Genomic DNA, 25,085 nt, shown 5'->3' on the forward strand with positions numbered 1-25,085 from the left:
GCCGACACCGGTAATCCTAATTCCTCCGGAGGACGGGTTGGTGCTAGCAGATGCGTGGCGCTTCCTCACAGAGTATCCGTATGATGAAAAGAGTTCGTCTTGGAAGAGTGCTGCTGCACGAACCATTGGAAAATTCTTTGACTATTACAAAGCTCAGCAAAACCTGACGCCCACAGATTCAACCCAAGCCAATCGGCTTATCAATGGCTTTTTAACTTCACTTAGCAACGGAACGATACAACAGGATGGCTCTGATCCTCTTGGCTTGTATTGGAAACCGGTATCGAAGCAAGTGTACAGTCAGTCACGAACATACTTGAAATGCTTTGTCGATAAGCTTGAAGATTTCCACTCAGATAGCGCTCTTAAGGCGACATCTTTTTACAGCGCGGCAAGGCAAGCACGTAATACTGAACAGCGGCAAAGCCATTCGCTGCTCTATCACGTTGTGGCGCCCTCTGAGAAGACTCGGTCAAGGTCTTCGCGCATCCTACGAAAGTCACAACGTGCAGTTGAGTTTCCCGAGGATCAGCTCAATGAGCTAATATGGACCGGCTGCAAAAGGAAAAGGTCAGTGCCAGAGTTTTATGGCCATGACGGTCGGCAAACACTGGCCAGCGAGTACAACATCAACCTTATGATGGCGATTGCACTGATGGCGGGAGCAGGCCTCAGAAAGTCAGAGTTGTTTCATCTTTTTGTCGAGGATATTTGGCCGACTAAAAAGACGGTTTACTTATACCACCCTGAAGAGGGAGTTCACAGACAGCACTCAGGCCCTAATCTGACGCGCCAGGAATATCTGATGAAGGAATTCGGTCGAGTTTCGCGCCGAAGGATGCAGGGCAACCAAAAAGTGGGCTGGAAGAACTTACTGATCACCGACGCTTCTAATGAAAGAAGCCAGTGCTACTTTCTTCCAAAGTGGGAGGATCTGTTTTTTAGGCTGTTCAATGAGTATCGAAGCTTCGTTCTACCAGACGATCTCGACCACCCTTACTTGTTCATATCTCTTGATCGTGACAATTACGGGCAACCATGGACACCGGCAGCTCTGTCAAAACAATTCACAGAATCTGTGAAGACCATAGGCTTAGAACCCAGATTGGACTTTGGAACTACCCCCCACGGTTGCCGCCACTACTACGGCCAGAGCCTCGTAGACATGAAGCTATCACCCGTAGTCATTCAGGAATGCATGCATCACGTCAGCATCACCTCCCAATTGGTCTATACACGCCCGACCCCTCTAAAGATAAATGATGCGTTGCGGCAAGCCCATGCCGCAATGATGTCCAAAACCAACCTCGAAGACGGCGATCAGGCGGGTGGCATGGAAAGTAAACTGCTGATGGCCCAGTATAAAAGTGATCCATCCGGTGTATTCACTGAGCAACGGTTAGGGTTTGGGAAAGATCACCTTAATGACTGAACAATTCCGGTATTCTACCCTGAAGATTGAAAACTACGGCGGAGTGAAAATAAACACATCCGAAACTCAAATTTGGGTCAAGGACGATCTCTGTGGCTGGAGGTCGCTATTCCGCAAATTGCTCAAGGAAGGTGAAAAAGAAAGAGCAGAGGCGTCGATATACTCGAGCAACCTTAGGGCGGGAAAAGAAATTCGCAAAGGCACTTCTAAAGCTAAGTCCAGGCATCATGATCTACATGGAGGCTGGAAGCGGGAGCGTATCTCGGAGCTGCGTGACGCATCGTCAGTCCTGGAGATTCAAGCTTTTTTCGAAGGACTTGTTGATGAACAGGAAAAAGCTTCGAATAAGCCGGCTAGGTATAGGGCGCAGCGATCCATTCGGAAGTTTTTGGAAGTCGCACTAAATAATTCACTGGTATTACTGCCAATGACGCGCAGAGGACAGCTGAGCTGGCATCCATATAATCCAACAGTAAAGCGGGATACTGAACTCGCAAACAGTGTCGAACAAATTCTGTCAGGTTGGACTGATGGAAAGACGCAATCCGTTGCAGCTGCATTTTTTAACTACACAGAAATGAAGCATGCGTCTCAACTGACTGAAGAGTTCTGCAATTCATACTATCGCACCTCGTTTGTGAAGGCCTTACCGTCAAATAGAACGTCATTGTACAACAGAACGTTAGAAGCGATTGCCAGCGTTGCTCGAGAGCAAGATCCAAACTACTTTGCCCCCCCTCTCAACCGAGAAAGTTATGTTGCCGTAAGGAAGCTGACTGACGCAGATTTTTGGTGGCTGACGGACACGTCCAAAGGTGGTTCTTCAGAGTGGGCGACATGGCAGGAAATGGCAACGCAATGGCTTACCAATGCGACTGACAAAAAGCTCGATGGCAAAGTCAACGCGATCACTCATTTTGTCAGATTTCTCCGCGAAAACTCCAAGGAGATACTGAACCCTCGCCAGGTTCGGCGGGAAGATATCGCGGAAGTTAATTTCTCGGAAGAGCCATATTTTATTAGCTGGCTAGAAGAAAATATCGCGAAAGAGCCCTCGTACAAAACGATGACCGCCCTGTACCAGTTCTTTGCCTACGTGGAAAAGGAATACAGATACGAAGAACCAGATGCTGCCTTTCTGAACCCAGTCCATGAGACCGACTCACGGCGTTTCTTTTCGAGTTCCACCAACCGTGGCAAGAGTGACAAAAACCCCCTGCCCTCAGAAATCATCCAAATGGCAATCGAGGTCATCACCGAAGAAGACTTCGCTTTTCCGAAGACATTTAGGAACCAGTATCTAAAAAACAGATTTACAAGTAGCGGCGAACAAGAAGAAGTCTGGTGCCCGGTGGTTGCAACTGCACTTCTCACGTTATTGACCCTTCCAATTCGAACACTGCAAGCATGCTTACTCGACTCCGGTGAGGCCGACGAATATCTTGTTGATGGCAATGGCAAACTCGCAAAAAATGACCATCCACTGACCCAAAAGGGTCGTGACGTGGGTTGCCTTCGAACATTCCCAGGCCGTCTGGGTTCTGATAGCTTTGTGGGGTTCTTTATCAACACAAACAAAACAGCTGTAAGTTCGTCTACAGAGCTGGAAACCGGATATGAAATTCCTTGGCACGAAGAACGCCTGATAAAGCAACTTCATCGACTTCGTGAATGGCAAATTAGGTATAACCCCGTGCCAATGATGCTCTCTAGATCTGAGCTCAAGGACAAAAGCCAGAGGGTTAACTCAACACTTCCCAACCAGCCCAAGTACACCTTCTTGTTCCGTGATGCGACAAGTGCGAAGAACAAGCTATTCCCTATAACCAACGCAAAAATAACATCATTCTGGGGACATGTTAGTCTAGAAGTGCAAAAGCGCCTCAAAAAGCTGGGTCAGTCGGTCCACTTGGTTCGCTGGATAGAAAAGGGTAGCACAGCGGAACCCCACCCTTTGTATACACTACACAGCTTGAGAGTCTCCGGAATCACAAACTTCATTGAGCATGGTGTCCCAATTCATGTTGTCTCGGAGTTTGTTTCTGGCCACGCACAGCTTATCATGACGCTATACTACACTAAGCTGAATCCAGCCGCCATTCGCGACAAGTTAGACTTAGCCTACGAAAATATGAAAGCTGTTTCCGAGGAAGACTTCTTCGATAAACTCGAAGAGATGTCAGATCGTTTCCTCGAAAACCAATCTGAGGGCTCGCCTGGAAAGAAAACTCTACTCGAGTCAGAGCCTGGTTTTTGGAGCTTTGATATTGATGGGGTGTGTCCCGTTGGTCGCTCCAATTGTAGTTCGGGTCGTTTGAATGGGCATTCCGAAAATGGAAAGCCGATCTTCGGATCTATTATTCCTGATGGTTTCAACTGCTCTCAATGTAGGTTTTGGCTGACGGGGCCAGACTTTTTGGTTGGCCAGGCGACCATGTTCAACAACCTTTTGTATGTAGTTCGAGAACGATCTGCTGAACGCGAAAGAATATTCGAGAAGATCGAGAAACAGCGCAACTCAGGAAATACAAGAAAAGCTAGAATTCTTGGTGAACAGTTAAAGAAGATCGAAGATGAGCTGACCGACAAGGTGACTTCTCTCGGAATTCGCCTTGAAAGGTTTTACGCATCCAAACAACTTGAAAGTGATAACAAAAACAGAGCTAGTTCTGAACAAACTCCTCACGCAATGCTGACTTCAATGAGTGCTGACGAACTACACATTGTGCTTGAAGAAACAAAGTCTTGGGAGTTGGTAGAGTTCGCGGCTCAGTCCTTCGAGTTCTTTCCACACATTCCAGTGTCTTCAGCTCGCTTCAGGAAACAATTGCTTTTGGAACAAATGGCTCAACGGAACGGGTTGAAACCTCTCTTCCTGCATCTCTCAGATGACGAGGCCCAGGCAGCAGCCAACAAGCTCACCGACCTTTTGACCAAATCTGTCGGACGAGAAGCTTTAAACAGCCTGATGTCTGGTGAGCAATCCCTCCTCGAACTGGGACTAGTCGGTGATTTTGAAGTCGCAATCGGTGACGCGATCTCTACGCCATTACTCATGAACAAAACCAGGAGTCTATTGGAGGCAGCTAGCAGTGACTAAGAGTACAGCGCGGATGAAACACGAAAGCGTTGATCGATTCAATGGGTGGGTTGCACAACGAAAAGCCAAGAAGGACTGGGACGAATACATCCGAAGAGGCCAGCTGAATCGAAGTGAAATCTCAACTGAATGTGGGTTTGCCAGGTCGGCTTTCTCAACCAACGATCTACTGAAATCTGCTTTAGCTGAAGCAGAGAAGAATTTGATCATGGAAGGCATTCTTTCACCAGCACCCGTTTCGAACGAGTTTAGTGATCAACAAGAAAAACAAGCGTCTGTTGGTCCAGACCCTAGAGATCAGGAAATCAAGCGGCTGAGAGAACGTGTGTCCTTGCTTGCCGCAGAAAACGCTGAACTCAAAGCGCAGTTGAAGTCTCGAAACACAATTCTGGATGAAATCATTCCGAGTGGTCGCCGAGTCACCCTTGGAGATCAGCTATGAGAAGAGCCCGCGAGCTTTGGTTTCGGAGCCGCGCCACCCTCGCAGCAAGTGACTTATCTGGCACCGGGGGAGTGTCAACAGGGTTGGTGCGGCCCGCAGTGACGAAGGAGCGAGGACACGGCCCTGTTGATACGAAAACGGTGTCTGATACGTCTAAATGCGAGAGTGTGGATGCGGAAACGGCAAAAAAGCGTGGCTTTGGTTTTGGAGGGTCGTCATCTGAGCAAATTAGGAACCTGAACTATGTAACCTTTCTTCGTGAAGATCCGGATTTTGTCGGAATTGGTAACGCTCGCGCTGGAAATCTGGTCAAAGCTTTCGGAAAGGACCTTCACGCTGCGATTATCAGAAAAGACAAGCGAATCAATGAAGTACTGCCGCTTGAAGTTGCCGCCACCCTCTGTTCGATTTACCCACAGAAGATAGAACAAGCCCGTTTAGCACTATTCCTAGACCAACTCGGCATTAACAAATGGGTTGGTCGATTAATTGTTCGCGCCTGGGGATCTCGTGGCGTTGAAGCACTTAGTAAAAACCCATATCTACTTGTTTCCTGGCTTAGCTGGTCAAAAGTTGATGAACTCGGCTTAGCAATGGGCGCCAATGTCAATGACGCTAGAAGGCTCGTAGCGGCCGTAGAAGCCGTGTTGTACACCCGGCTAGAACGCGGGCACACTTGGACCCCAGAAAACACCCTGAAGGCGCGTGTGAGGGCGCTCCTTGGCTCTGATGAGCTTATCGCAGAGGCGCTAGATGCGTCGGTCAGACACATGGGGGCAATCCTGGTTGCGGGGGGATACCAGCCAATCGGTGCTGGCGTCATGGAAAGAATGCTCGCTGAACGAGCTCTGAGGCATTCTCAAGCGCAGGGGGACCTTTTTAGGACCGTGATTGATACCAGCGCTATTGACAGCATTCTCAAGCCAATAGAGCGAAAACAGGGCTTCCCCTTCACTCATCAGCAACGAAGAGCAATCGAAACCGCAATCAACCATCCATTCTGCCAGTTGGGTGGATATGCCGGCAGTGGCAAGACAAGCGTATTGAAAGGTGTCTGCACCGTGGCAGTCGCGAATGGCCGAACGGTTCACCTAATGGCTTTAGCAGGGAGAGCAGCAAAAAGGATTACAGAAGCCACAGGTTTTCCAGCATCCACCATCTATAAGTTCATCAAAGACCATCAGGGAAGCGAACTGAGTTCCTCGCATATGATTGTCATAGATGAAGCCAGCATGGTCAGCCTGCCGGACTTGTATCGTGTTATCCGAGTTTCAGGAGATGCGCAGATAGTCCTCACAGGAGATCCCGCACAATTGCCGCCTATCGGTTTTGGCACCCCTTTCAATGACTTAATGCGAGACGACGACACCCGCTCAATAACACTGGATCGTGTTCACAGACAGTCAGAAAATTCTGGTATTCCATCTATTGCAGCAAGTGTGCGGGAAGGCATCACCCCAAACCTGTTTGGTTTTTCTGGTGCGGGTGAAGGCGTCAGCTTTTTTGATGCAGCACCAGAAAAAGCCGCAGAAATCATCAAGAGCATCGGGCGTCAATTTGTTCAGGCAGGAACTGAGCGGGACGATATTCAGATCATCTGTCCGGTCAAAAGGCATGCAGGCGGCGTTATTGCGCTAAATAACTATTTTTCAAGACTGAAACCCAACCGCCGGACTATGCTTGGTAGATCGGATATCAGAGTTGGAGATCCAGTCGTTTACCTAAAAACAGACCTCGAAAGAGGACTGCGCAATGGCTCTCTTGGCCGACTATTGGAGCCTGATTTGGCCGAATTTGATGGTAACGAAGTTGAGCTGACTTGGTCAGATTCAGATAATATAGACCTCGCCTATTGCCTGACAGTCCACAAATCTCAAGGCTCTCAGTGGCGACGTGTGATTATGCCCATTTTCGGTCGCGGAAACAGTAAATTTGTAGACAGGTCAATGGTTTACACCGGAATAACTCGTGCATCTGAGCAGGTTGTTCTGGTTGGCGACTTCGGCGCACTGAAATCTTCTGTTGAAGGTCAAACAGCAGCAAACAGGCGAGCAACAGCAATGGACTACCACATCGAGAGGTGTCTCAATGCCTGACAAATTCAATACTGAAACAAATGAGTACAGAGCGGCACTTGCTTATTACCAGACTCTAAAAAAAGAAACTACCGACCCACGAAGTCAAAGATGCTTAGAGAACGTCTGGACAGTGGGTAACAAAATGCTTGAGCAAGGAAATAAGATCACCGCTACAGCAATAGCTAGTCGATGCGAAGACCAGTTTGGTGAGCCAAAAGTACAGACAATCTACAATAATAATTCAGGGCTAAACCCGCTCGTTAAAAAACTGAGAGCAGCTCACAAGGCGTCGCCTGGTAAGCACAAAAACAAGTCAGGCAAACCAACGGTTGGCCAATCAATGAACACAGTGCTTGATGCCGTCGCTAGTCCTAAGCATCGCTCCATAATTCGAGATATGTTCTTGGAGAACCAGCAGCTGAAGGAAGACATTCGCATACTTGACGCTTTCTTAAAGGAGTTAAATGCGGCCGATTTTGCAACGGGTAAACCTCAAGTCGCCAGCACTCAGATTGCAGATCAGACGAAGCCTAGTCTGACACAGGAGGAAAAAGCGTCCATCCAAGAATTTCTAGAATTTACACTTTTCAACGAAGGCTACGACCTTCGGGATGGGGAGATCTTCAAGGGACGCCGCCCGCTTCAGGCCACCGGTTTCGTTGCCGCGATCAAGAATGTGCTCGAAGACTGATAGGCACTTGAAACTGGCAGTATGTACGGCCTATATCTGTAGCGTCCTTCGGGACTATGGACATAAAGGCGCTTGTAATAAGCGGGCCGGACGGGGGTGCGATTCCCCCCAGCTCCACCAAAAACCCTTTCATTTGGAGGGCGTGAGGGGCTGAATTAGGGTCGACGGACGTCTAAAGAAGTTAGCTTTGTTTCGGCGGGGTGCCACCGTATCGGCCCAAAAAGTACAATTGCAAATGACAATCGTGCTCCGGTAGCAGTCGCTGCGTAAGCAGTGCCTAACACCGAAATCTAAGTCCAGTTCACTAGCATGACCTGGCGGGGTTCGTAGGCACCTGGCAACAGAAGCCTACACTTCCATCTGCAATTCGTGTTGACCGTCGCTAGCTGGTCCTTTTTTTGTATTGGCCGACCAACGGAATTTGTTCGAATGATGTGGCCATAGTTAATGCTCTTGTTTAGTGTCGAGCTCAACGACCAACCGGGCAGCTTCGAGAGGCAGATTCAGAACATCTTTTTTGAATTCCTTTGCTGAGCAATACCTTAACGGAGACGCCCCTTTAAGATGTAACAAGAACAACAATGACCGAAGCACAAAAACAACGCCTTGAGCGCCAGCTCTGGAACATCGCCAACGAGCTGCGCGGCAAGATGGATGCCGACGAGTTCCGCGACTACATCCTGGGTTTCATCTTCTACAAGTACCTCTCAGAGAAGCAGCACCTCTTTGCAAACAAGCTTCTTGAGACCGAGGAAGTCACTGACTACGTCGATTTGACCGACGAGGAGGATCTTGAAGCCATCAAGGAGGAGTCGCTCGAGAAGCTTGGGTACTTCCTTAAACCCGAAGAGCTCTTCAGTGCCATCACGAAGAAGGGGAACATCAAGGTTGATGAGGATGACGAGGAAGAAGTCGGAAACTTCATCCTTGAAGACCTTCAAAGCATCCTCAATGCCATCGAGCAAAGCACGATGGGCAACGAGAGCGAAGACGACTTCAACAAGCTCTTCGAAGATATCGACCTGGCAAGCACGAAGCTTGGACGCACTCCGAACGCTCGCAACAAGCTTATTGCGAAAGTACTGGCACACCTAGACGCCATCGACTTCCAGCTTGGACAAGTGGATTCAGACGTTCTTGGCGATGCCTATGAATACCTTATCGGGCAATTCGCATCCGGAGCCGGGAAGAAAGCCGGGGAGTTCTATACTCCGCAACAGGTTTCACGGGTCCTCGCGAAGATCGTGACTCTTGGAAAGACCCAGATCAAAAATGCCTATGATCCGGCATGTGGTTCAGGTTCCTTGCTTCTTCGCATCGCGAAAGAAGCGGACGTTGGCGAATTCGCAGGACAAGAACTCAACCGAACAACCTACAACCTAGCGCGGATGAACATGATCCTTCACGATGTGCATTTCTCGCGCTTCGACATCCGGCAAGAAGACACTCTTGAGGAGCCGCAACACCTAGAAGAGCGCTTTGAGGCGGTAGTGGCAAACCCACCCTTCTCAGCGAAATGGAAGAGCTCTGACAATCCCCTTCATGAAACGGATGACCGCTACAGTCAGTACGGCCGCCTAGCGCCGAGCTCAAAGGCTGACTACGCTTTTGTACAGCACATGATCCACCAGCTTGCGGACAACGGAACCGCAGCCGTAGTGCTGCCACACGGGGTGCTTTTTCGCGGCGCGGCTGAAGGCATCATCCGCGAGTACATCATCAAAGACCTCAACTACCTAGATGCGGTTATCGGCCTTCCACCGAACCTTTTCTACGGGACATCCATCCCCGCTTGCATCTTAGTTCTCAAAAAATGCCGTGTGCATGATGAAGACATCCTATTTATCGATGCGAGCGCTCACTACGAGAAACGCGGAAATCAAAACTATCTTACCGACGAACACGTAAACAAAATCGTTCAGACGTACGAAAAACGCGAAACCATCGAGAAGTACGCGTATGTCGCGCCAATGTCCGAAATCGTCGAGAACGACTACAACCTGAATATCCCTCGTTACGTAGATACGTTCGAAGAAGACCAACCAATCGACCTACTGGCAGTAACTGCTGCTCTTAAGGGATTGGACGAAGCTATGGCTGAGACTGATGCCACCATTGCGGGATTTACCCAAGAGCTTGGTATTCCAAGTCCGTTTGCCTCCTAAGCCCATACCCATGACACAAACAGAACAACAGAACATGCCAGCGCTAAGATTTTCAGGGTTTAAGGATACTTGGAAGAAACGAAAGCTTGGTGAATTGGGATCATTCAAGTCAGGTGTGGGCTTCCCAGAAGCGGAGCAAGGCGGAACGAGTGGCGTACCGTTCTACAAGGTTTCGGACATGAACCTGCCTGGCAATGAAGCCGTGATGACGACCGCCAACAACTACGTCACTGACGAACAAGTGTTACGGCTGAGATTCAAACCAATAGAAGCACACGCAGTCATTTTTGCGAAGGTAGGGGCCGCAATCTTCCTAGAGCGGAAACGTCAGGCCAAAGACTTCCTACTCGACAACAACATGATGGCATTCATTCCTGGTGACGATGTTGCACAGGACTATCTAAGTCATCTCTTCTCGGTTCTGCGCCTGTCTAGGTTTGCACAGGTCGGCGCGCTCCCATCCTATAACGGCTCTGACCTAGCGACGATTAAGCTTTATCTTCCCTCCATCCCGGAACAACGGAAAATCGCGGGATTTCTTGGGGCAGTGGATACGAAGATCGCGCAGCTAGCCGAGAAAAAGCGTCTCCTTGAGGACTATAAGAAAGGCTGCACGCAGCAGTTCTTTTCCCAAAAAACTCGGTTTACGGACGACGCTGGCAACAGCTTCCCTGACTGGGAGGAGAAGCGGTTGGTTGAAGTATTTTCATGGATCAACACAAATAGCTTATCGCGTGAGCGCCTGACCTACGATGGCGGTAACGTCCAAAACATTCACTACGGAGATATCCACACAAAGTTCGCTGCAAACTTCCATCAGGAAGCTGAACCTGTTCCATATGTCAAAGACGCGACGTCAGCTGACTTCAAGCCGGAGCAGTTTTGCAAGGTCGGTGATATCGTGATCGCAGACGCATCGGAAGATTACGCAGATATTGGGAAAGCCATCGAAATCGTCTCTCTGAGCGAGACGCCCTTGGTCGCAGGACTACACACCTATATCGCCAGACCTAAACCTGGGATGGTTCAAACTGGCTTTCCAGGCTATCTTTTGCGCAGTGCGCCAATGCGCCGACAGATCGTGCGTATTGCGCAAGGCATTTCCGTTCTTGGAATTTCTAAAGGCAATCTTGAGAAGCTCACGTTTTTTCTCCCCCACCCCGACGAGCAGCGCAAAATCGCAGACTTCCTCTCTGCTCTCGACCGCAAGATCCACCTCATCAGCCAAGAGTTGGCCCACGCCCGCAATTTCAAGCAGGGCCTGCTTCAACAGATGTTTGTGTAAGCGCCCTGCCCTATGGAAAAGCTCAAACACGAAATCCAACGGATTAAGCGCCACCGATTAGACTACTACCACAGCCATCTGGACCTGGTAGATGGATACATTGACGAAAAGCCTGATATCTCGATTGAGACCTGCAAAGCTCTCATAGAGGGTATCTCAAAGCTTTCGCTGCATCTTCTCAACCAAGAGCCGCTCGATAGCCACAACGATGAAAAGTTTCAGGCGCTGGTGAAGCGAGCGCTTTCTGAGCTTCAAAAAGGTCGTGGCTTCTCAGATGCGGATTTGTGCAAACGCCTCTCTGGCGTGGTCCACTACATCGGTGAGGTCCGCAATGAGCACTGCGATATCGGGCATGGTCGCGCTTCGCTCAAAGAGCAAGTCAACGACGCAGAGTTTGCCGACCTAATTGTCGGGATCACGGACAATATATGCACTTACATGCTGCGCCGCTTGGACCAGTTGGCAGACAAGGTCACGGAGTATGAGGACCACCCGGAGTTCAACGACTTCCTTGACGAACAAAACCCGCTCCCTGGGAAAATCCGGTACAGTCGAGCCCTCTTCGACCAAGAATTTGAAACCTATGAGATCGAGCTTGGCGATTTCCTATTAGAATTTGACCCCGAAGAAGAATGACACAGACAGAGCAACAGCTAGAGAACGCCCTTATCGCGCAGCTTGAAGACCTGGGCTGGGATAAAGTGACGATTGCCGATGAGAATGACCTTCTGGTCAACCTCAAGCGTCAGCTGGAAAAGCATAACAAGCTGCTCCTCTCTGACCTCGAGTTCCGGCAAGTTCTCAATAAGCTCGCTCGCGGAAACATCTTTGAGAAGGCCAAGATTCTCCGCGACAAGGTGGACTACACCCGCGACGATGGAACGACCGGCTATATCGAGCTCATCAACCAGATTCAGTGGTGCAAGAACCAGTATCAGGTGACGCATCAGGTCACTATGACCGGCAAGTACACGAACCGCTATGACGTGACCTTGCTTGTGAATGGCCTGCCCCTCGTGCAAATCGAACTCAAGCGCCGAGGCCTTGAGATGAAAGAGGCCTTCAACCAGACCAATCGCTACCACCGCCATAGCTTTTCTGCGGGCTACGGGCTCTTTGGCTACATTCAGCTCTTCGTCATCAGCAACGGGGTCAACACCAAGTATTACGCAAACAACCCGGTGAACCGGCGGGACTTCAAGCAGACCTTCTTCTGGGCCGACGAAGAGAACAAGAAAATCTCGCAGCTCAGCGAGTTTGCAGAGGCCTTCCTCGAAAAGTGCCAGCTCTCAAAGATGATCACGAAGTACATCGTTCTGCATGAAAGTGACCAGCTGCTCATGGCGCTGCGTCCCTACCAATTCTATGCGGTTGAAGCGATTGTCGAGCGTGTCGCGAACACGCAGAAGAACGGCTACATCTGGCACACAACCGGCTCAGGAAAGACCCTGACATCCTTCAAGGCCGCTCAGATACTTACGCAGAGCTCGAAGGTGCATAAAGTGGTCTTTGTCGTAGACCGCAAAGACCTCGATTTCCAGACCATCAAAGAGTTCAACAGCTTCCAAGAAGGAAGCGTCGATGCGACCAATAATACCAAGAAGCTGGTGGACCAGTTCTCGAACGATACTCCCCTCATCGTGACCACGCTTCAGAAGCTCAATACAGCCATCAGCAAAGAGCGGCACCTGAAGGTGATGGAGAAGCTTAAGGACAAGCGCATGGTCTTCATCTTCGATGAATGCCACCGCAGCCAGTTCGGAGAGACCCACAAGCGCATCACAGACTATTTCGATAACGTGCAGATGTTCGGTTTCACCGGAACGCCGATCTTCGCAGACAACGCCGCGAAGAATGCCCTTGGGAAACGCACGACCAAAGACCTCTTCGGAGAATGCCTGCATCGCTATGTCATCACCGATGCCATCCGAGATGAGAACGTCCTGAAGTTCTCAGTCGAGTACATCCGAACCGTTAAACGCAAGGACCAGGTGGAAGACATCGAGGTCGAAGCCATCGACACAGCCGAGGTCATGGAGGCCCCTGCCCGTCTCGAGAAGATCGTGGACTACATCATCGCTAACCACGACAGGAAGACACATAGCCGCGGCTTTACAGCCATCATGTGCGTCTCCAACGTGAAGAGCCTGATTGCCTACTATGAGCTCTTCAAAACCAAGAAGGAAGCTGGAGAGCACAACCTCAAGATTGCGACCATCTTCTCTTACCAAGCGAACGAGGAAGATGCCGACGCCGATGGCCTTGGTGATGCAGATGACCTGCCGGACGAAAGTCGCCCGGTGAACAAGCACAGCCGGGAGAAGCTGGACGAGTACATTGCCGACTACAATGCGATGTACGGGACCAACTATTCAACCAAGGACAGCAAGCTTTTCTACAACTACTACAAGGATGTCGGAAAGCGCGTGAAAGCGCGGCAGGTTGATATCTTGCTCGTTGTGAACATGTTCCTCACCGGCTTTGATAGCAAGCCGCTCAACACGATCTACGTCGATAAGAACCTCAAGTACCACGGGCTTTTGCAGGCCTATTCTCGCACCAACCGGACAATGGGTGCGAAGAAGTCCCAGGGGAATGTGGTGGTCTTTCGCAATCTCAAGCCCGCTACTGACAAGGCAATCGAGCTCTTCGCGAACAAAAACGCGCAGGAGGAAATCATCCTCGCTCCCTACGAGGACTATGTGAAGAAGTTCGAGGAAGCGACCGCGATGCTCTTTGCCATCACGCCGACCGTCGAGAGTGTGGATGAGCTCCTCACCGAAGAGGATGAAGCTGCCTTCGTGCAAGCCTTCCGTGAGTTGATCCGGGTGAAGAACGTGCTGGATTGCTTTACGCAGTTCGACTTCTCCACCCTGCCCCTTGATGAACAGACTTTCGCTGACTTCCGCAGCAAGTACCTTGACCTCTACGACAAGGTGCGGAGTGAAAAAGAAAAAGAGAAGGTTTCGATCCTTGATGACCTGGACTTCGAGGTTGAGCTCATCAGTCGCGACAAAATCAACGTCAGCTACATCATCAATCTGCTACGCGATATGCAGAACAAAAAGCCTGAAGAGCAGGCCAAGGCTCGCAAGAGCATCATGGATGTGCTCGACACCGAGGCTCAACTCCGCAGCAAGAAAGAGCTAATCGAACGCTTCATCTCGCAGCATTTCCCTGACATACCGGCAAGCGCCGATGTGGGGGAGGAATTCGATAGCTACTGGCAGGCAAGAAAACAGGAAGCTATCGCGAACCTGAGCGAGGACGAAGGCCTCAAGCAAGAAGGCCTTGAGAAGGTTATTGGAACCTACCTCTTCACCGAGAAGACCCCAATGCGGGACGACGTTATCGGGATTATGGAAAAGCGCCCTGGCCTAAGAGAACGTCGCAGCGTGGCAGATCGCGTGATCGAGAAGATCAAGGCGTTCGTGGAAACCTTCATCGACGGCGTTGACTAAATCAGTAACTTCGCAACAAGATTTACCTAAAGTGTTCTCGGTAAGAAATTTTCCCAGTTTTAGGTAAAAAACATCTTCTTTACCGCAGTTCTTTGTCATATTTTTAAAGGCAATCAATCAAACAGTAAACTTTTCGGGAGTCATAAGGGGGCGGTACCCGGCGGCTCCACCAACATCCTTCGTTTGAGGATCATGGGGCCGAAATAGGATCGACGAACGTCTAAAGGGGTTAGCTTTGTCTCGGCTGTCTGCCACCGTTATCGGCGAAACTAGTACAATTGCAAACGACAATCGTGCTCCGGTTGCAGTTGCTGCGTAAGCAGTAACTAGACCGAAACTTAAGCCCTTGCGCCTAGCCGCGTAAGGCGGGGTTCGCAGGTACCTGGCAACAGAAACCTGCATTTCACTTCAAATGTCTGATGTTTAGCTCTGAGTTTGTTAACGTTCAGAGTTTTTTCACCCTTTTCCTCGATGCTGTCCCCAACAGGAAAAGGAGAACTGAGATGGCGCACGCAGATGTACTCAGAGAGTGGTATTCGGAGGTTTGGGAAAACGGAAACACAGATGCAATCGACCAGTACTTTGCTGCGGATACTATGGCTGAGGGTGTAATCCCAGAGATGCAGGTTGGTGCAGATGATTTCCGTGATCTTGTCTCGGCCTTTCGGCACATCCTCGGGGATATCAAGGTTGAGCTTCCCAAAGTTGTGGAGGGCGGTGATTGGGTTTCCGCAATTATACACCTGACGACCTCGCGTGCCGACAACGGAGCTCCTTTACAAGCTACAGGAAGCGTATTTGCGCGGGTTAAAGATGGGCGAATGGTCGAAGCGTATAATCAGTTTGATTTTATCTCCTTGTTCGAACAGCTTGGCCAATTCCCGCAGGATACCCTACCCGTATGTATGACCGGTCAAAGGCTCGACTGGGCGTAACCTGCAGCTCGCAATCTTGACCCTTTAAGAAACTGGCCCTAATCAGGGGGTATGGGGTAAGATTGCGAACGCCCCGTGAGGCGTCAGCCCAAGTTTCGCATGTATCCGCTGAAATCAGGAGACATGCTATGCCTGCGCCAAACTCGATAACACCCAAACAACTCTTGCGACTGATCGGAACGCCTCAGGCCCCGTTAGTGATAGACGTTTGTTTAGATGCTGACTTCGAATCTGACCCTTTCCTGATCCCAGCATCTGTTCGCCACAGCGCGCGCGATATTCCGGGTTTGATTGATCTGATTGGGAGCCGCCAAGCTATTATCGTCTGTCAGAAAGGTAAAAAGCTAAGTCAGGGGATCGTCTCATGGCTAAGAAGCGAGGGTTGTCAGGCTGAATTCCTTGAGGGCGGAATGTTTGGCTGGCGGGAAATGTCTGACGCCCCTCGAGTTCCTGCCGCGGCTATACCAAACTCTGATAATGGATCTTCCATTTGGGTTACACGCCACAGACCCAAGATCGATCGGATCGCTTGCCCGTGGCTGATCCTTCGATTTGTGGACCCCAATGCCCGTTTTCTTTTTGTTTCTCCGTCTGAGGTTGAAAGCGCTGCGCAAGTCTTTGGAGCTACGCCATTTGATCTCGAGGGAGCTTACTGGTCGCATCGAAACGACCGCTGCACATTCGATACGATGCTGGATGAATTCAACTTACACACACCCGCTCTCTACCGTTTGGCGACAGTTATACGCGCGGCCGACACCAATCAGCATGAGCTAGCACCAGAAGCTGCGGGACTATTGGCAGTGTCGGTCGGGTTGTCGCGCCAATATCGAGACGACCACCAGAATCTAGAAGCCGGCCTAAACCTCTACGACGCCTTGTACCGTTGGGCGCGAGACGGTTTCGATGAACGACACGACTGGCCAACGGACCGCAAAAAATGACTCCCTCAATAGCCGAGATGGTGCGAGTTTTCGGTCGCATTGGACTTTTGTCATTTGGCGGGCCTGCCGCCCAAATCTCATTGATGCATCAGGAATTGGTAGAAAGACGGCCATGGCTGGATGAGCAAACCTATTTACGCGCTCTGTCGCTTTGTATGCTTCTGCCCGGGCCCGAAGCGATGCAGCTGGCCACCTACGCGGGTTGGCGATTGCGAGGTGTTGCAGGCGGCTTAGTTGCCGGAGCCCTTTTTGTTTTGCCAGGTGCTTTCATAATCGCTCTACTGGTTGGCTTGTATGCAGCATTCGGTAATCTTCCTTTGGTTCAAGCCGGGTTTCTGGGGGTTAAGGCGACGGTCATCGTTTTCGTGCTGCAAGCGCTTAGAAATTTGTCGCGTAAGGCTCTTACAGATATCGAACACCGAATGGTCGCCGGGCTGGCGTTCCTTGCGATTTTCGCGTTCAACCTCCCTTTTCCACTTATAATCCTTGCAGCTGCTGTTTGGGGTTATGTGCGTTTCGATGAAGAGGTGCAGCCCGCCGCTACGCCCCCTGCCCCCAAAGCCACCGGAGCTTTGCAAACTGCCGCATTTTGGCTTGTGTTATGGCTTGGACCACTGTTCGCACTCAGTTTGAGCGGCCAAAAACTATTGAGTGATTTGGGTTGGTTCTTTGCACGCCTCGCAGTCGTCACGTTTGGGGGCGCATATGCTGTGCTTGCGTACATGACACAAACCGTCGTGGAAAAAAACAACTGGATCAGCACAGATCAAATGATCGACGCGCTCGGATTGGCCGAAACGACCCCTGGCCCTTTGATTCTTGTTACGCAATTTGTGGCCATGCTGACGGGGCAAATTTCTGGCGGTCCTTCATTGGCCATCGCAGCCGGCGCAGTTGCACTCTGGGCCACTTTTGTCCCGTGTTTTCTGTGGATTTTCCTCGCGGCCCCCTATCTGGATCAACTTGCGGCCCGTCCAAGGCTGTCCGCTGCGCTGCACGGAATTACAGCCGCCGTTGTGGGCGTGATTCTTAACCTTTCCGTTTGGTTCGGGCTTAACGTTCTTTTTGCAGAAGTTCCTGAGAAATCCTGGGGGGCAATGACTTTGCCTTGGCCAAAGCTGACGACTTTGGATTTTGCTGCGCTTGCGTTGACTTTGGCGGCTAGTGCGTTGATTTTCCGATTTAAACTGGGAATGGTGACAACCTTGTCGATTGTGGCTGCTATCGGAGTTGGTCTTCACTACGTTTGAACAATCCTTGCATCCGTGGTCTTTCGTTTCCTCTGAAATCCCTTATGCTGATAGTGACCACTTTTGAGGATTACACATGTCGCAAGACATCGATTATGGAAACTTGATGCATACCGCTATGCGGGGACTCATCAAGACCGTTCTAACCAGCGTTTCTGAAAACGGCCTACCTGGTACGCATCATTTCTTTATCACTTTCGACACCCGTCAGGACGGTGTCGAAATCGCGGATTGGCTGCGCGAGCGGTACCCGGAAGAAATGACAATTGTTATGCAGCACTGGTTCGAGAATCTGGACGTCGGCGATGACGGTTTCGGTATTACCCTGAACTTCGGCGACGCGCCTGAACCGCTGTATATCCCCTACTCCTCGATCAAAACTTTTGTTGATCCTTCGGTTGAATTTGGTCTTCGCTTCGAAAGCCCTGAAGACGAAGATGAGATGGAGTCCTATGTCGAAGAGTCGATCGAGGTTGAAGAAGACCCGACCCAGCAAGACGCCGAAGTGGTTTCGCTGGACAGCTTCCGGAAATAATAGGCCCTGGGGACTTATTTCATCTTAAGGAAGGTTTCGACCGAGCGAGACTTGATACCGTTTCGAAATCGGGAGAACGACAGATCTAGACCGCCCTCGGCCAGAGTGCGGTCATACTGCTGAAGCTCGTAGTCGCCAGTTGGTCCAATGAACAACGAAAAGACTGTAAGCGTGTCGCCCTCAATTCGGCCCCAAACGAACGGCTCACCTTGCATAGGATCCAACGGAACTTCGTGTCCAAAAACATTGCGCTTCATCGCAGCGGAAAACACGTCGGGCCGTTCTGTAGCCTTGAAATCAACCGAAAACCGCTGAGCCTTTACGCGGCCATCCAGCTTGTATGTTGTCGTTGTCCAACTGACATTGAAACCCTCTTTGGTTTCTTGGATGGACACGCTCATATCACGAGGCGTCTCGCTTCCATCTTGGTCAACCATATTGGCGGAACCCACATAGTCACCTACAAACGGATCGATTTCTGCAGCGCGAACCGGGGCAGTCACCATTGCAGTCCAGAGCAGAATCCCCAGAGAGAAAATGACAATTTTCAGGGAACGGGTCTGATTGATAGCACCCACCGCAACCTCCAACGTATTTGTACTTACATAGTAACCTAGCGTTTCTCAGGCACAATGACACTGTTACCGCCGGACATAAGAAAAATGACGCACTCGCGAATCTATACCTTTCAATGGCTAGTGTTTAAGGTGCGCGCAACTGGCCGATTGCGCGATGACGCTGTCACGGGTAAACGGCATGCGACTGTATACATGACGGAGTGACAGATGTCTCAGACCCGCACCGAATCCGACAGCTTTGGCCCGCTCGAGGTTCCTGCCGACAAATATTGGGGCGCGCAGACACAGCGTTCTATTATGAACTTCCCGATCGGCTGGGAAAAGCAGCCTGTCGCCATCGTACGCGCATTGGGCGTGATCAAAAAAGCCTGCGCGATGGAAAACAAGGCGATCGGTAAACTGGATGCGAAGATTGCGGATGCTATCATTCAGGCCGCAGGTGAGGTTGTCGAAGGCAAATTCGACGACAACTTCCCGCTGGTTGTTTGGCAGACAGGATCTGGCACTCAATCGAACATGAACTCGAACGAAGTCATCGCGAACCGTGCGATCGAGATTATGGGCGGTGTCATTGGTTCTAAGGATCCGGTTCACCCGAACGATCATTGCAACATGGGTCAGTCTTCGAACGATACGTTCCCTACTGCCATGCATATTGCCACCGCGATGAGCGTTCGCGATGTGCTTCTTCCGGGTTTGGAGAAATTTGCCTCCGCACTGGAAGCCAAAGCGAAAGAGTTCGCAGGCATCATCAAGATCGGTCGTACCCACACCCAAGATGCAACTCCGTTGACCCTGGAACAGGAGTTTGGCGGCTATGCTCACCAGATCCGTCAAGGGATCGCCCGTGTCCACGCGTCGATGCCTGGCATCTATGAACTGGCGCAAGGCGGCACAGCTGTCGGCACCGGCCTGAATACGCACAACGGTTGGGACGAAGCTGTAGCGAAAAACATGGCTGACATCACTGGCCTGCCCTTCGTCACCGCGCCCAATAAGTTCGAGGCTCTTGCCGCCCATGACGCCATGGTGTTCCTATCGGGCGCATTGGCGACCATCGCGGGCTCTTGCTACAAAATCGCCAATGATATCCGTTTGTTGGGTTCCGGTCCGCGTTCAGGTTTGGGTGAGCTTATCCTCCCTGAGAATGAGCCGGGTTCTTCAATTATGCCTGGCAAAGTTAACCCGACGCAGGCTGAGGCGCTGACACAGGTAGCTGCGCATGTCATGGGTAACGATGCGGCGATGAAGTTTGCCGGCTCGCAAGGCCACTTCCAGCTCAACGTTTACAATCCGATGATGTCCTACAATCTTCTGCAGTCGATTCAGCTGTTGGGCGACGCCACCGACAGCTTCACTGAGCGTATGTTGTTGGGCATCAAGGCCAATGAGCCGCGCATCGATAAGCTGATGAAGGAATCCTTGATGCTGGTTACAGCGCTGGCGCCAACCATCGGTTACGACAACGCTACAACCGTAGCAAAAACTGCGCACAAGAACGGTACGACTCTCAAAGAAGAAGCCATCGCACTCGGGTTTGTAGACGAAGAGACTTTTGACGCCGTTGTCCGCCCGGAACACATGATCGGTCCAAAAGACTAATGGGTAAGCCGGTTAACCTTAACCGGTACAGAAAAGAGAAAGCGCGGGCCGAAAAAAAGGCCCGCGCGGATCAAAACGCTATCAAATTCGGGCGATCCAAGGCCAAAAAGGTTGAGGAAACATTCGATCGGGAAAAGTTTCATCGTGATTTGGACGATCGAGAGTTGGACGAATGAGCGGTCGCCCGGTCAAACGCTCTCTTACACTTAAAGGTCACCGTACTTCGGTCTCTCTGGAAGATGAGTTTTGGCGCGCGTTTCGTGAAATTGCGCAAGCTAAAGATATGCCAATCAATGCCTTGGCTGCAGAGATTGATGTCGAGCGAGATCCAGATGTTGGCCTCGCCTCGGCTATCAGAGTGTTTATTCTACAATGGTATCAGGACCAAATTTAACTCCTTGTCCTACACATCTCTTTCCCGTTAAAGTTTTCTGAGAACAAAAGGGGTACATGTTATGGGAAACACAAGTCCGGGCCCTGACGGCCAACCACGTTGTAACTGGTGCCAGGCTGCTCCTGAGTTCTTTGAGTACCACGACCAAGAGTGGGGATACCCTGTTGCGGATGACCAGCGGCTGTTTGAAAAATTGTGCCTCGAAAGCTTTCAGTCTGGCCTAAGTTGGCGAACCATTTTGGCTAAACGAGAAAACTTTCGCAAAGCTTTTAATCAATTCGATTTCAATGCAGTAGCCGCGTTTGATTATTCAGATATTGAACGTCTTCTGCAGGACGAAGGCATCGTTCGACACCGCGGAAAGATAGAGGCCGTCATTAACAATGCTAAACGCGCGCAAGAGCTTATTGCAGCCGAGGGCTCATTGGCCGCTTACGTTTGGCGCTACGAGGCAGACAATCCGCCTGAGCCGCAAACCGCGTCTACGTCGCCGGAGTCTGTCGCGTTGTCAAAAGATCTGAAAAAACGTGGGTGGAAGTTCGTAGGCCCAACCACGGTATTTGCTTTTATGCAGGCCATGGGGTTGGTTAACGATCACGCTGAAGGGTGCGTTATGCGCGAAAAAGCGGCGCAGTTGCGCCGCGATTTCAAAAAGCCAGTTTAGCGCCGAATTAGACCGAGGCGCGGAAGATTTTGTCGATATTGCCACCAAGAGCAGCATTGAATTCGGCATCTGACTGCTTCTTTGACAAGCCCTCAGTCAGAGCGCGTGAGAAAGAGGCAATCATCTTGCCGTTCTGGTTCAACAGGTCGCAGGCCTGCTCGGTCGAATAGCCGCCCGACAACGCCACAACGCGAACCACGCGGGGGTGGTCTGCCAATTCATCATATAGGTTAGCCGCGTTGGGAATGGTCAGCTTCAGCATGATGTCCTGACCTTCGGCCAATTGGTCGAGGTTTTTAAGGATTTCGGCCTTCAGAATATCCTCTGCTTCGGCTTTTGTGGCCGAGTTAATGTTCACCTCAGGCTCTACAATTGGGACCATGCCAGCGGCGCATACTTCTCGCGCCACGTCAAACTGCTGGGCGACGACGGCTGCGATGCCTTCTGCATTCGCTTCGTGGATGACTGAGCGTTCTTTGGTGCCAAAGACGCCTTCGGCTTTTGCCAGAGTGTCCGCAAGACCGGGGATAGGCTTCATGATTTGGACGCCGTTGGCCTGTTCCTCCAGGCCTTTGTCAATTTTAAGAAACGGTACGATGCCTTTGACCGACCAAAGATAGTCAGCGACCTTACGACCGTCGATTTCTTCGCCGAGTGTGCGTTCGAACAGGATAGCACCGATCACTTTGTCCTTGGTGAAATCGTCTGCCAGAATGATCCGGGCACGCATTTTCTGGATTTCGCCGAACATCTCCTCGTCCGAGCTGTATTCACCCGCATCAACTCCGTAGAGAGCCAGCGCCTTAGGTGTCGAGCCACCGCTTTGATCCAGTGCTGCAATGAAGCCTGCACCGGTGGACATCTGCTCGCGCTGTTCTGCTTTGGACATAAGACTTTCCCGTTCAATAATGATTCCGCGTTTTTCAATCGCATACAGCAAGGCGCGCGGTGATGGTAGTTTGTTAGCGCTCAACTACCCTCAACCAAATTCCGTCCTTTGATCTGACTGTCAGATGCGCCACCGGTACAGGCGTGTGCCCCTCAACGAGCTCAAAACGAAAGCTTCGCAACAACATGGACAACAGCAGTGGTCCTTCGATCATAGCAAACCCAGCGCCAGTACAGACACGCGGCCCTGCAGAGAAAGGGATGAAGGCCTCGCGTTGACACGCCTTGCCATTCTCTGTGTTCCAGCGATTTGGATCAAACTCGTCAGGGCGGTCCCAAAGCCGCTCCTGTCGGTGTAAATGCCACGGGCTGATAACGACCTGCGCTCCCTTCGGGACATCCCTGCCCCGAAAACTCTCTGGGCATGTCGCTTCGCGCACCATCATTGGGACCGGAGGATATAGGCGCAGCGCCTCTCGAAAGACATCCCGGCTTAGCTTTAGCTTGGACACCTTGCCGAACTCAGGGCGCCCTAGAACTTGCGCCTCAGAGTGCAACCTTTCTTGCCATTCGGGATATAAAGCCATCAGGTAAAGCGTCCAAGCCAACGCTGACGCGCTGGTTTCATGCCCCGCGAGAAAGAAAATCGCCACTTGATCGACCATTTCGTGCGTATCGAACCGCTCGCCCGTTTGTGGGTCGGTCGTGGTCATGATCTTGGTGGCTAAATCATCGGGTGCTTGCCCTTTTTCAATCAGAGCCGCGCGCTCGGTAGTAAGGCGCATTATCAGATCTCTGATCTCCCGGGCATTTCTTCGGGTTTGGCGTCTGTGAAAACGCGGTACCCAACGCGGAATAGGAACAAACGCTGCCAAGTTCAGCAAAGGCTGTTGGCGCTGATAAGCGCGGAACTTGTTAAAGACCTGAGCGGCAACCTCATGCTCTATCGGAACCGAAAACAACGTCCTGAAAATTACATCTGCAGCAGCGTGACTTATAAGCTCTTCGCATTCGATCACTGCATTGGATTTGCTTCGCAAGCGTTCAACACATGCTTCTGCAGCATCGACCATGGCTGGAAAGGCATCTTTCAAACGACCGCCTTCAAACGCCGGATCAATAATCCGCCGCTGTCTTTTCCATGTATCTCCATTAGTCAGAAAAACAGAGTTTCCTAGAAGTGGGCGCAAACCTTCACTGATCCGGCCGGACTTTGGGAAGTCATCAGGACGTTTTTTCAGAACTAAATCTATAAGTTCGGGCTGATTTATCATAAACGACTTAAAGAATGGCGTTTGGAACTCCGCCATCCATGCGCGATACAGCCGTTGCGGCTGTGCCGAAAGAAGATCCCGGCGAAACAGCTTTAAGTATCGCCAAAGCGAAACCTTATCTGGACGTGATTTCGGCTTTGGAGGTGTCACACGCGCACCGATTGAAACTTGGAAACAGGACGTTCGATGCGGGACTTTGACGGTGCCCGTCCTGCAAAACGCTGACCAAGTGTTTGTGGTCCTGCCGTGATGCGGAAGTAGTCGTAGGCACCCGGGTTATCAAACGCGCAGAGATATTGGAAATGCAGGCGAAAGAACCGCCAGCGAAGTTCCTTCCATCGGCTTGGAGAAAGGGTTTTTGTGAACGCCGCGGATAGAACCAATGGCCCGCGTTTGTCTTCTGTCGCAACTCCGGAGACGGAGACAGGATCACACAAGGCAAAAGCGCAACCATCCCCGGGGGCAGATACGTCTATCCATGTTAGCTCGGTCTGCTCAGACAGAAATTGAAGGTTCGTTCGAAGATCAATTGCTTCGGGGAGAAAGGAAACCATAGGAACTACCTGCCCTAGTGTCAGGAACGACAACGTCGGCTGACAATCTGAGACTTTGCCTGTTCGCGTCAATTCAGCCAATACTGTTACGCCCAGATGGGCTCCTGAAGAGTGGCCGACGACAAGAACTTCATCGACTTCAGTTTCAAGCGCACCTTCAATTTGGTTTCGGAATTCGGCGAGACGCGCTTGCATTCTTGCTGACACGGCGCCCTTAAGCGCTGATGAGTACGCGTAGTCATGCATTAAGTAATAAGCGAACAGTCGGTTGTCGATCTTACGAAACCAGCGCAATAGCGCATATGCGGCTGCCCCAGCTGGTATAAGCCCGAATGCTTCAAACAATGGGGCCAAAAGCGCGTAGACACCCCAAGCAGCTACTACGGCCGCTAAGAGCTGCGCCAACAGCATGCCAACCGGATACAAAGCGGCGATCACAGGCCCCTTACGTAAACGCATCAACCGCCAGAGCGTTCCAGTGCTGATGTAAACCCATGCAGTTCGCACCAGTTGCAGGTAGGTCGCCAGGATCGAATTGGACATGCTGTCTCGTACAATGTCGGACCAGACCAAAACGTCGACATCCGCGTCTACTTTTACACCGTCTTGCTTTGATAAAATGTGCCAGCCATATGGGCCCTTGCTGGACTTTGGCGAAATAGAAATCTCATATCCCGAAATCGACGCCTGCTCCTGGCTTTCTTTGCGATAAAGCTCTCGATAGCGCCTAGGATGAATCGGGTCATAGCCGGGAATGTAGAACACCCGACGCCTGCGAACCTGAGGCTGATTTGTTTGACTGCTCATAGCCTT

21 protein-coding genes and 2 other RNA genes are annotated in these 25,085 nt (G+C 51.0%); 19 read left to right on the forward strand and 4 right to left on the reverse strand.

Annotated features, from left to right (window positions below; all coding sequences use genetic code 11):
• The first annotated feature begins 40 nt into the window (after window positions 1-40).
• The 15 genes from ACR0EO_RS03925 to ACR0EO_RS03995 all read left to right on the forward strand — a co-directional run bounded on the left by ACR0EO_RS03925 (window position 41) and on the right by ACR0EO_RS03995 (window position 18,318).
• Window positions 41-1,432, forward strand: a complete 1,392-nt coding sequence (locus tag ACR0EO_RS03925; protein WP_480687208.1) for a tyrosine-type recombinase/integrase — start codon at window positions 41-43, stop codon at window positions 1,430-1,432.
• Entirely contained in the window at window positions 1,425-4,532 is a 3,108-nt protein-coding gene (locus ACR0EO_RS03930) for a VPA1269 family protein (protein ID WP_480687209.1), read from the forward strand. Before ACR0EO_RS03925 ends, ACR0EO_RS03930 begins: the two co-directional genes overlap by 8 nt.
• A 13-nt stretch (window positions 4,533-4,545) precedes the next feature.
• Window positions 4,546-4,974 carry a hypothetical protein gene (locus ACR0EO_RS03935; RefSeq protein WP_480687211.1) on the forward strand — a complete coding sequence of 143 codons (429 nt, stop codon included), beginning with the start codon at window positions 4,546-4,548 and terminating at the stop codon, window positions 4,972-4,974.
• 98 nt (window positions 4,975-5,072) lie between these two features.
• The gene (locus ACR0EO_RS03940) at window positions 5,073-7,070 is read left to right on the forward strand and encodes an AAA family ATPase (RefSeq protein WP_480687213.1); all 1,998 of its coding nucleotides are present in this window, start codon (window positions 5,073-5,075) and stop codon (window positions 7,068-7,070) included.
• Entirely contained in the window at window positions 7,063-7,743 is a 681-nt protein-coding gene (gene gmtX / locus ACR0EO_RS03945) for a gamma-mobile-trio protein GmtX (protein ID WP_480687215.1), read from the forward strand. The genes ACR0EO_RS03940 and gmtX overlap by 8 nt, the downstream gene beginning before the upstream one ends.
• 3 nt (window positions 7,744-7,746) lie before the next feature.
• Window positions 7,747-8,098, forward strand: a transfer-messenger RNA (tmRNA) gene (gene ssrA / locus ACR0EO_RS03950).
• A gap of 226 nt (window positions 8,099-8,324) precedes the next feature.
• The gene (locus tag ACR0EO_RS03955) at window positions 8,325-9,908 is read left to right on the forward strand and encodes a type I restriction-modification system subunit M (RefSeq protein WP_480687217.1); all 1,584 of its coding nucleotides are present in this window, start codon (window positions 8,325-8,327) and stop codon (window positions 9,906-9,908) included.
• Complete coding sequence (locus tag ACR0EO_RS03960) at window positions 9,850-11,193, forward strand: restriction endonuclease subunit S (RefSeq protein ID WP_480687219.1); 1,344 nt, start codon at window positions 9,850-9,852, stop codon at window positions 11,191-11,193. Before ACR0EO_RS03955 ends, ACR0EO_RS03960 begins: the two co-directional genes overlap by 59 nt.
• 12 nt (window positions 11,194-11,205) lie before the next feature.
• Window positions 11,206-11,829 (forward strand): abortive infection family protein, encoded by a 624-nt coding sequence (locus ACR0EO_RS03965; protein WP_480687221.1) that lies wholly within the window; start codon window positions 11,206-11,208, stop codon window positions 11,827-11,829.
• Complete coding sequence (locus tag ACR0EO_RS03970) at window positions 11,826-14,654, forward strand: type I restriction endonuclease subunit R (RefSeq protein WP_480687223.1); 2,829 nt, start codon at window positions 11,826-11,828, stop codon at window positions 14,652-14,654. The genes ACR0EO_RS03965 and ACR0EO_RS03970 overlap by 4 nt, the downstream gene beginning before the upstream one ends.
• 44 nt (window positions 14,655-14,698) lie before the next feature.
• Window positions 14,699-15,057, forward strand: a transfer-messenger RNA (tmRNA) gene (gene ssrA, locus ACR0EO_RS03975).
• 100 nt (window positions 15,058-15,157) lie between these two features.
• On the forward strand, window positions 15,158-15,589 hold the full coding sequence (locus tag ACR0EO_RS03980) for an ester cyclase (RefSeq protein ID WP_480687225.1): 432 nt from the start codon (window positions 15,158-15,160) through the stop codon (window positions 15,587-15,589).
• Window positions 15,590-15,717: 128 nt separating this feature from the next.
• Window positions 15,718-16,533, forward strand: coding sequence for a chromate resistance protein ChrB domain-containing protein (locus tag ACR0EO_RS03985; RefSeq protein ID WP_480687227.1), 816 nt, complete (start codon window positions 15,718-15,720; stop codon window positions 16,531-16,533).
• Complete coding sequence (chrA, locus tag ACR0EO_RS03990) at window positions 16,530-17,783, forward strand: chromate efflux transporter (RefSeq protein ID WP_480687229.1); 1,254 nt, start codon at window positions 16,530-16,532, stop codon at window positions 17,781-17,783. The genes ACR0EO_RS03985 and chrA overlap by 4 nt, the downstream gene beginning before the upstream one ends.
• A 76-nt stretch (window positions 17,784-17,859) precedes the next feature.
• Window positions 17,860-18,318 carry an SspB family protein gene (locus ACR0EO_RS03995; RefSeq protein ID WP_480687231.1) on the forward strand — a complete coding sequence of 153 codons (459 nt, stop codon included), beginning with the start codon at window positions 17,860-17,862 and terminating at the stop codon, window positions 18,316-18,318.
• Window positions 18,319-18,332: 14 nt separating this feature from the next.
• On the opposite strand, the gene ACR0EO_RS04000 is transcribed toward ACR0EO_RS03995, so the two are convergent.
• Window positions 18,333-18,896: a hypothetical protein gene (locus ACR0EO_RS04000; RefSeq protein ID WP_480687233.1), complete on the reverse strand. Its 564-nt coding sequence runs from the start codon at window positions 18,894-18,896 to the stop codon at window positions 18,333-18,335.
• Window positions 18,897-19,103: 207 nt separating this feature from the next.
• Between ACR0EO_RS04000 and fumC the strand changes: the two genes are divergently transcribed.
• The 4 genes from fumC to ACR0EO_RS04020 all read left to right on the forward strand — a co-directional run bounded on the left by fumC (window position 19,104) and on the right by ACR0EO_RS04020 (window position 21,556).
• Window positions 19,104-20,498 carry a class II fumarate hydratase gene (gene fumC, locus ACR0EO_RS04005; protein ID WP_480687235.1) on the forward strand — a complete coding sequence of 465 codons (1,395 nt, stop codon included), beginning with the start codon at window positions 19,104-19,106 and terminating at the stop codon, window positions 20,496-20,498.
• Entirely contained in the window at window positions 20,498-20,674 is a 177-nt protein-coding gene (locus ACR0EO_RS04010; protein ID WP_480687237.1) for a DUF4169 family protein, read from the forward strand. The genes fumC and ACR0EO_RS04010 overlap by 1 nt, the downstream gene beginning before the upstream one ends.
• Window positions 20,671-20,892, forward strand: a complete 222-nt coding sequence (locus ACR0EO_RS04015; RefSeq protein ID WP_480687239.1) for a ribbon-helix-helix domain-containing protein — start codon at window positions 20,671-20,673, stop codon at window positions 20,890-20,892. Before ACR0EO_RS04010 ends, ACR0EO_RS04015 begins: the two co-directional genes overlap by 4 nt.
• A 61-nt stretch (window positions 20,893-20,953) precedes the next feature.
• Window positions 20,954-21,556: a DNA-3-methyladenine glycosylase I gene (locus ACR0EO_RS04020; RefSeq protein WP_480687241.1), complete on the forward strand. Its 603-nt coding sequence runs from the start codon at window positions 20,954-20,956 to the stop codon at window positions 21,554-21,556.
• A 7-nt stretch (window positions 21,557-21,563) separates the two neighbouring features.
• Here the strand turns inward: ACR0EO_RS04020 and ACR0EO_RS04025 are convergent, their stop codons facing one another.
• The 3 genes from ACR0EO_RS04025 to ACR0EO_RS04035 all read right to left on the reverse strand — a co-directional run bounded on the left by ACR0EO_RS04025 (window position 21,564) and on the right by ACR0EO_RS04035 (window position 25,079).
• Window positions 21,564-22,445, reverse strand: coding sequence for a fructose bisphosphate aldolase (locus tag ACR0EO_RS04025; protein ID WP_480687242.1), 882 nt, complete (start codon window positions 22,443-22,445; stop codon window positions 21,564-21,566).
• Window positions 22,446-22,518: 73 nt separating this feature from the next.
• Window positions 22,519-23,868, reverse strand: coding sequence for a cytochrome P450 (locus tag ACR0EO_RS04030; RefSeq protein ID WP_480687244.1), 1,350 nt, complete (start codon window positions 23,866-23,868; stop codon window positions 22,519-22,521).
• Window positions 23,865-25,079 (reverse strand): hypothetical protein, encoded by a 1,215-nt coding sequence (locus tag ACR0EO_RS04035; RefSeq protein ID WP_480687246.1) that lies wholly within the window; start codon window positions 25,077-25,079, stop codon window positions 23,865-23,867. The genes ACR0EO_RS04030 and ACR0EO_RS04035 overlap by 4 nt, the downstream gene beginning before the upstream one ends.
• Window positions 25,080-25,085: the final 6 nt, after the last annotated feature.

This window comes from Ruegeria sp. BE9 (assembly GCF_056538765.1).

Bases quoted from the DNA above. Each gene is read 5' to 3' on its own strand.
- ACR0EO_RS04010 (WP_480687237.1), top strand. From the start codon at position 20,498: ATGGGTAAGCCGGTTAACCTTAACCGGTACAGAAAAGAGAAAGCGCGG.
- ACR0EO_RS03965 (WP_480687221.1), top strand. From the start codon at position 11,206: ATGGAAAAGCTCAAACACGAAATCCAACGGATTAAGCGCCACCGATTA.
- ACR0EO_RS03985 (WP_480687227.1), top strand. From the start codon at position 15,718: ATGCCTGCGCCAAACTCGATAACACCCAAACAACTCTTGCGACTGATC.
- ACR0EO_RS03955 (WP_480687217.1), top strand. From the start codon at position 8,325: ATGACCGAAGCACAAAAACAACGCCTTGAGCGCCAGCTCTGGAACATC.
- ACR0EO_RS03930 (WP_480687209.1), top strand. From the start codon at position 1,425: ATGACTGAACAATTCCGGTATTCTACCCTGAAGATTGAAAACTACGGC.
- ACR0EO_RS03995 (WP_480687231.1), top strand. From the start codon at position 17,860: ATGTCGCAAGACATCGATTATGGAAACTTGATGCATACCGCTATGCGG.
- ACR0EO_RS03980 (WP_480687225.1), top strand. From the start codon at position 15,158: ATGGCGCACGCAGATGTACTCAGAGAGTGGTATTCGGAGGTTTGGGAA.
- fumC (WP_480687235.1), top strand. From the start codon at position 19,104: ATGTCTCAGACCCGCACCGAATCCGACAGCTTTGGCCCGCTCGAGGTT.
- ACR0EO_RS03935 (WP_480687211.1), top strand. From the start codon at position 4,546: ATGAAACACGAAAGCGTTGATCGATTCAATGGGTGGGTTGCACAACGA.
- ACR0EO_RS04035 (WP_480687246.1), bottom strand. From the start codon at position 25,079: ATGAGCAGTCAAACAAATCAGCCTCAGGTTCGCAGGCGTCGGGTGTTC.
- ACR0EO_RS04025 (WP_480687242.1), bottom strand. From the start codon at position 22,445: ATGTCCAAAGCAGAACAGCGCGAGCAGATGTCCACCGGTGCAGGCTTC.
- ACR0EO_RS04015 (WP_480687239.1), top strand. From the start codon at position 20,671: ATGAGCGGTCGCCCGGTCAAACGCTCTCTTACACTTAAAGGTCACCGT.
- gmtX (WP_480687215.1), top strand. From the start codon at position 7,063: ATGCCTGACAAATTCAATACTGAAACAAATGAGTACAGAGCGGCACTT.
- ACR0EO_RS03970 (WP_480687223.1), top strand. From the start codon at position 11,826: ATGACACAGACAGAGCAACAGCTAGAGAACGCCCTTATCGCGCAGCTT.
- ACR0EO_RS03960 (WP_480687219.1), top strand. From the start codon at position 9,850: ATGCCACCATTGCGGGATTTACCCAAGAGCTTGGTATTCCAAGTCCGT.
- ACR0EO_RS04020 (WP_480687241.1), top strand. From the start codon at position 20,954: ATGGGAAACACAAGTCCGGGCCCTGACGGCCAACCACGTTGTAACTGG.
- chrA (WP_480687229.1), top strand. From the start codon at position 16,530: ATGACTCCCTCAATAGCCGAGATGGTGCGAGTTTTCGGTCGCATTGGA.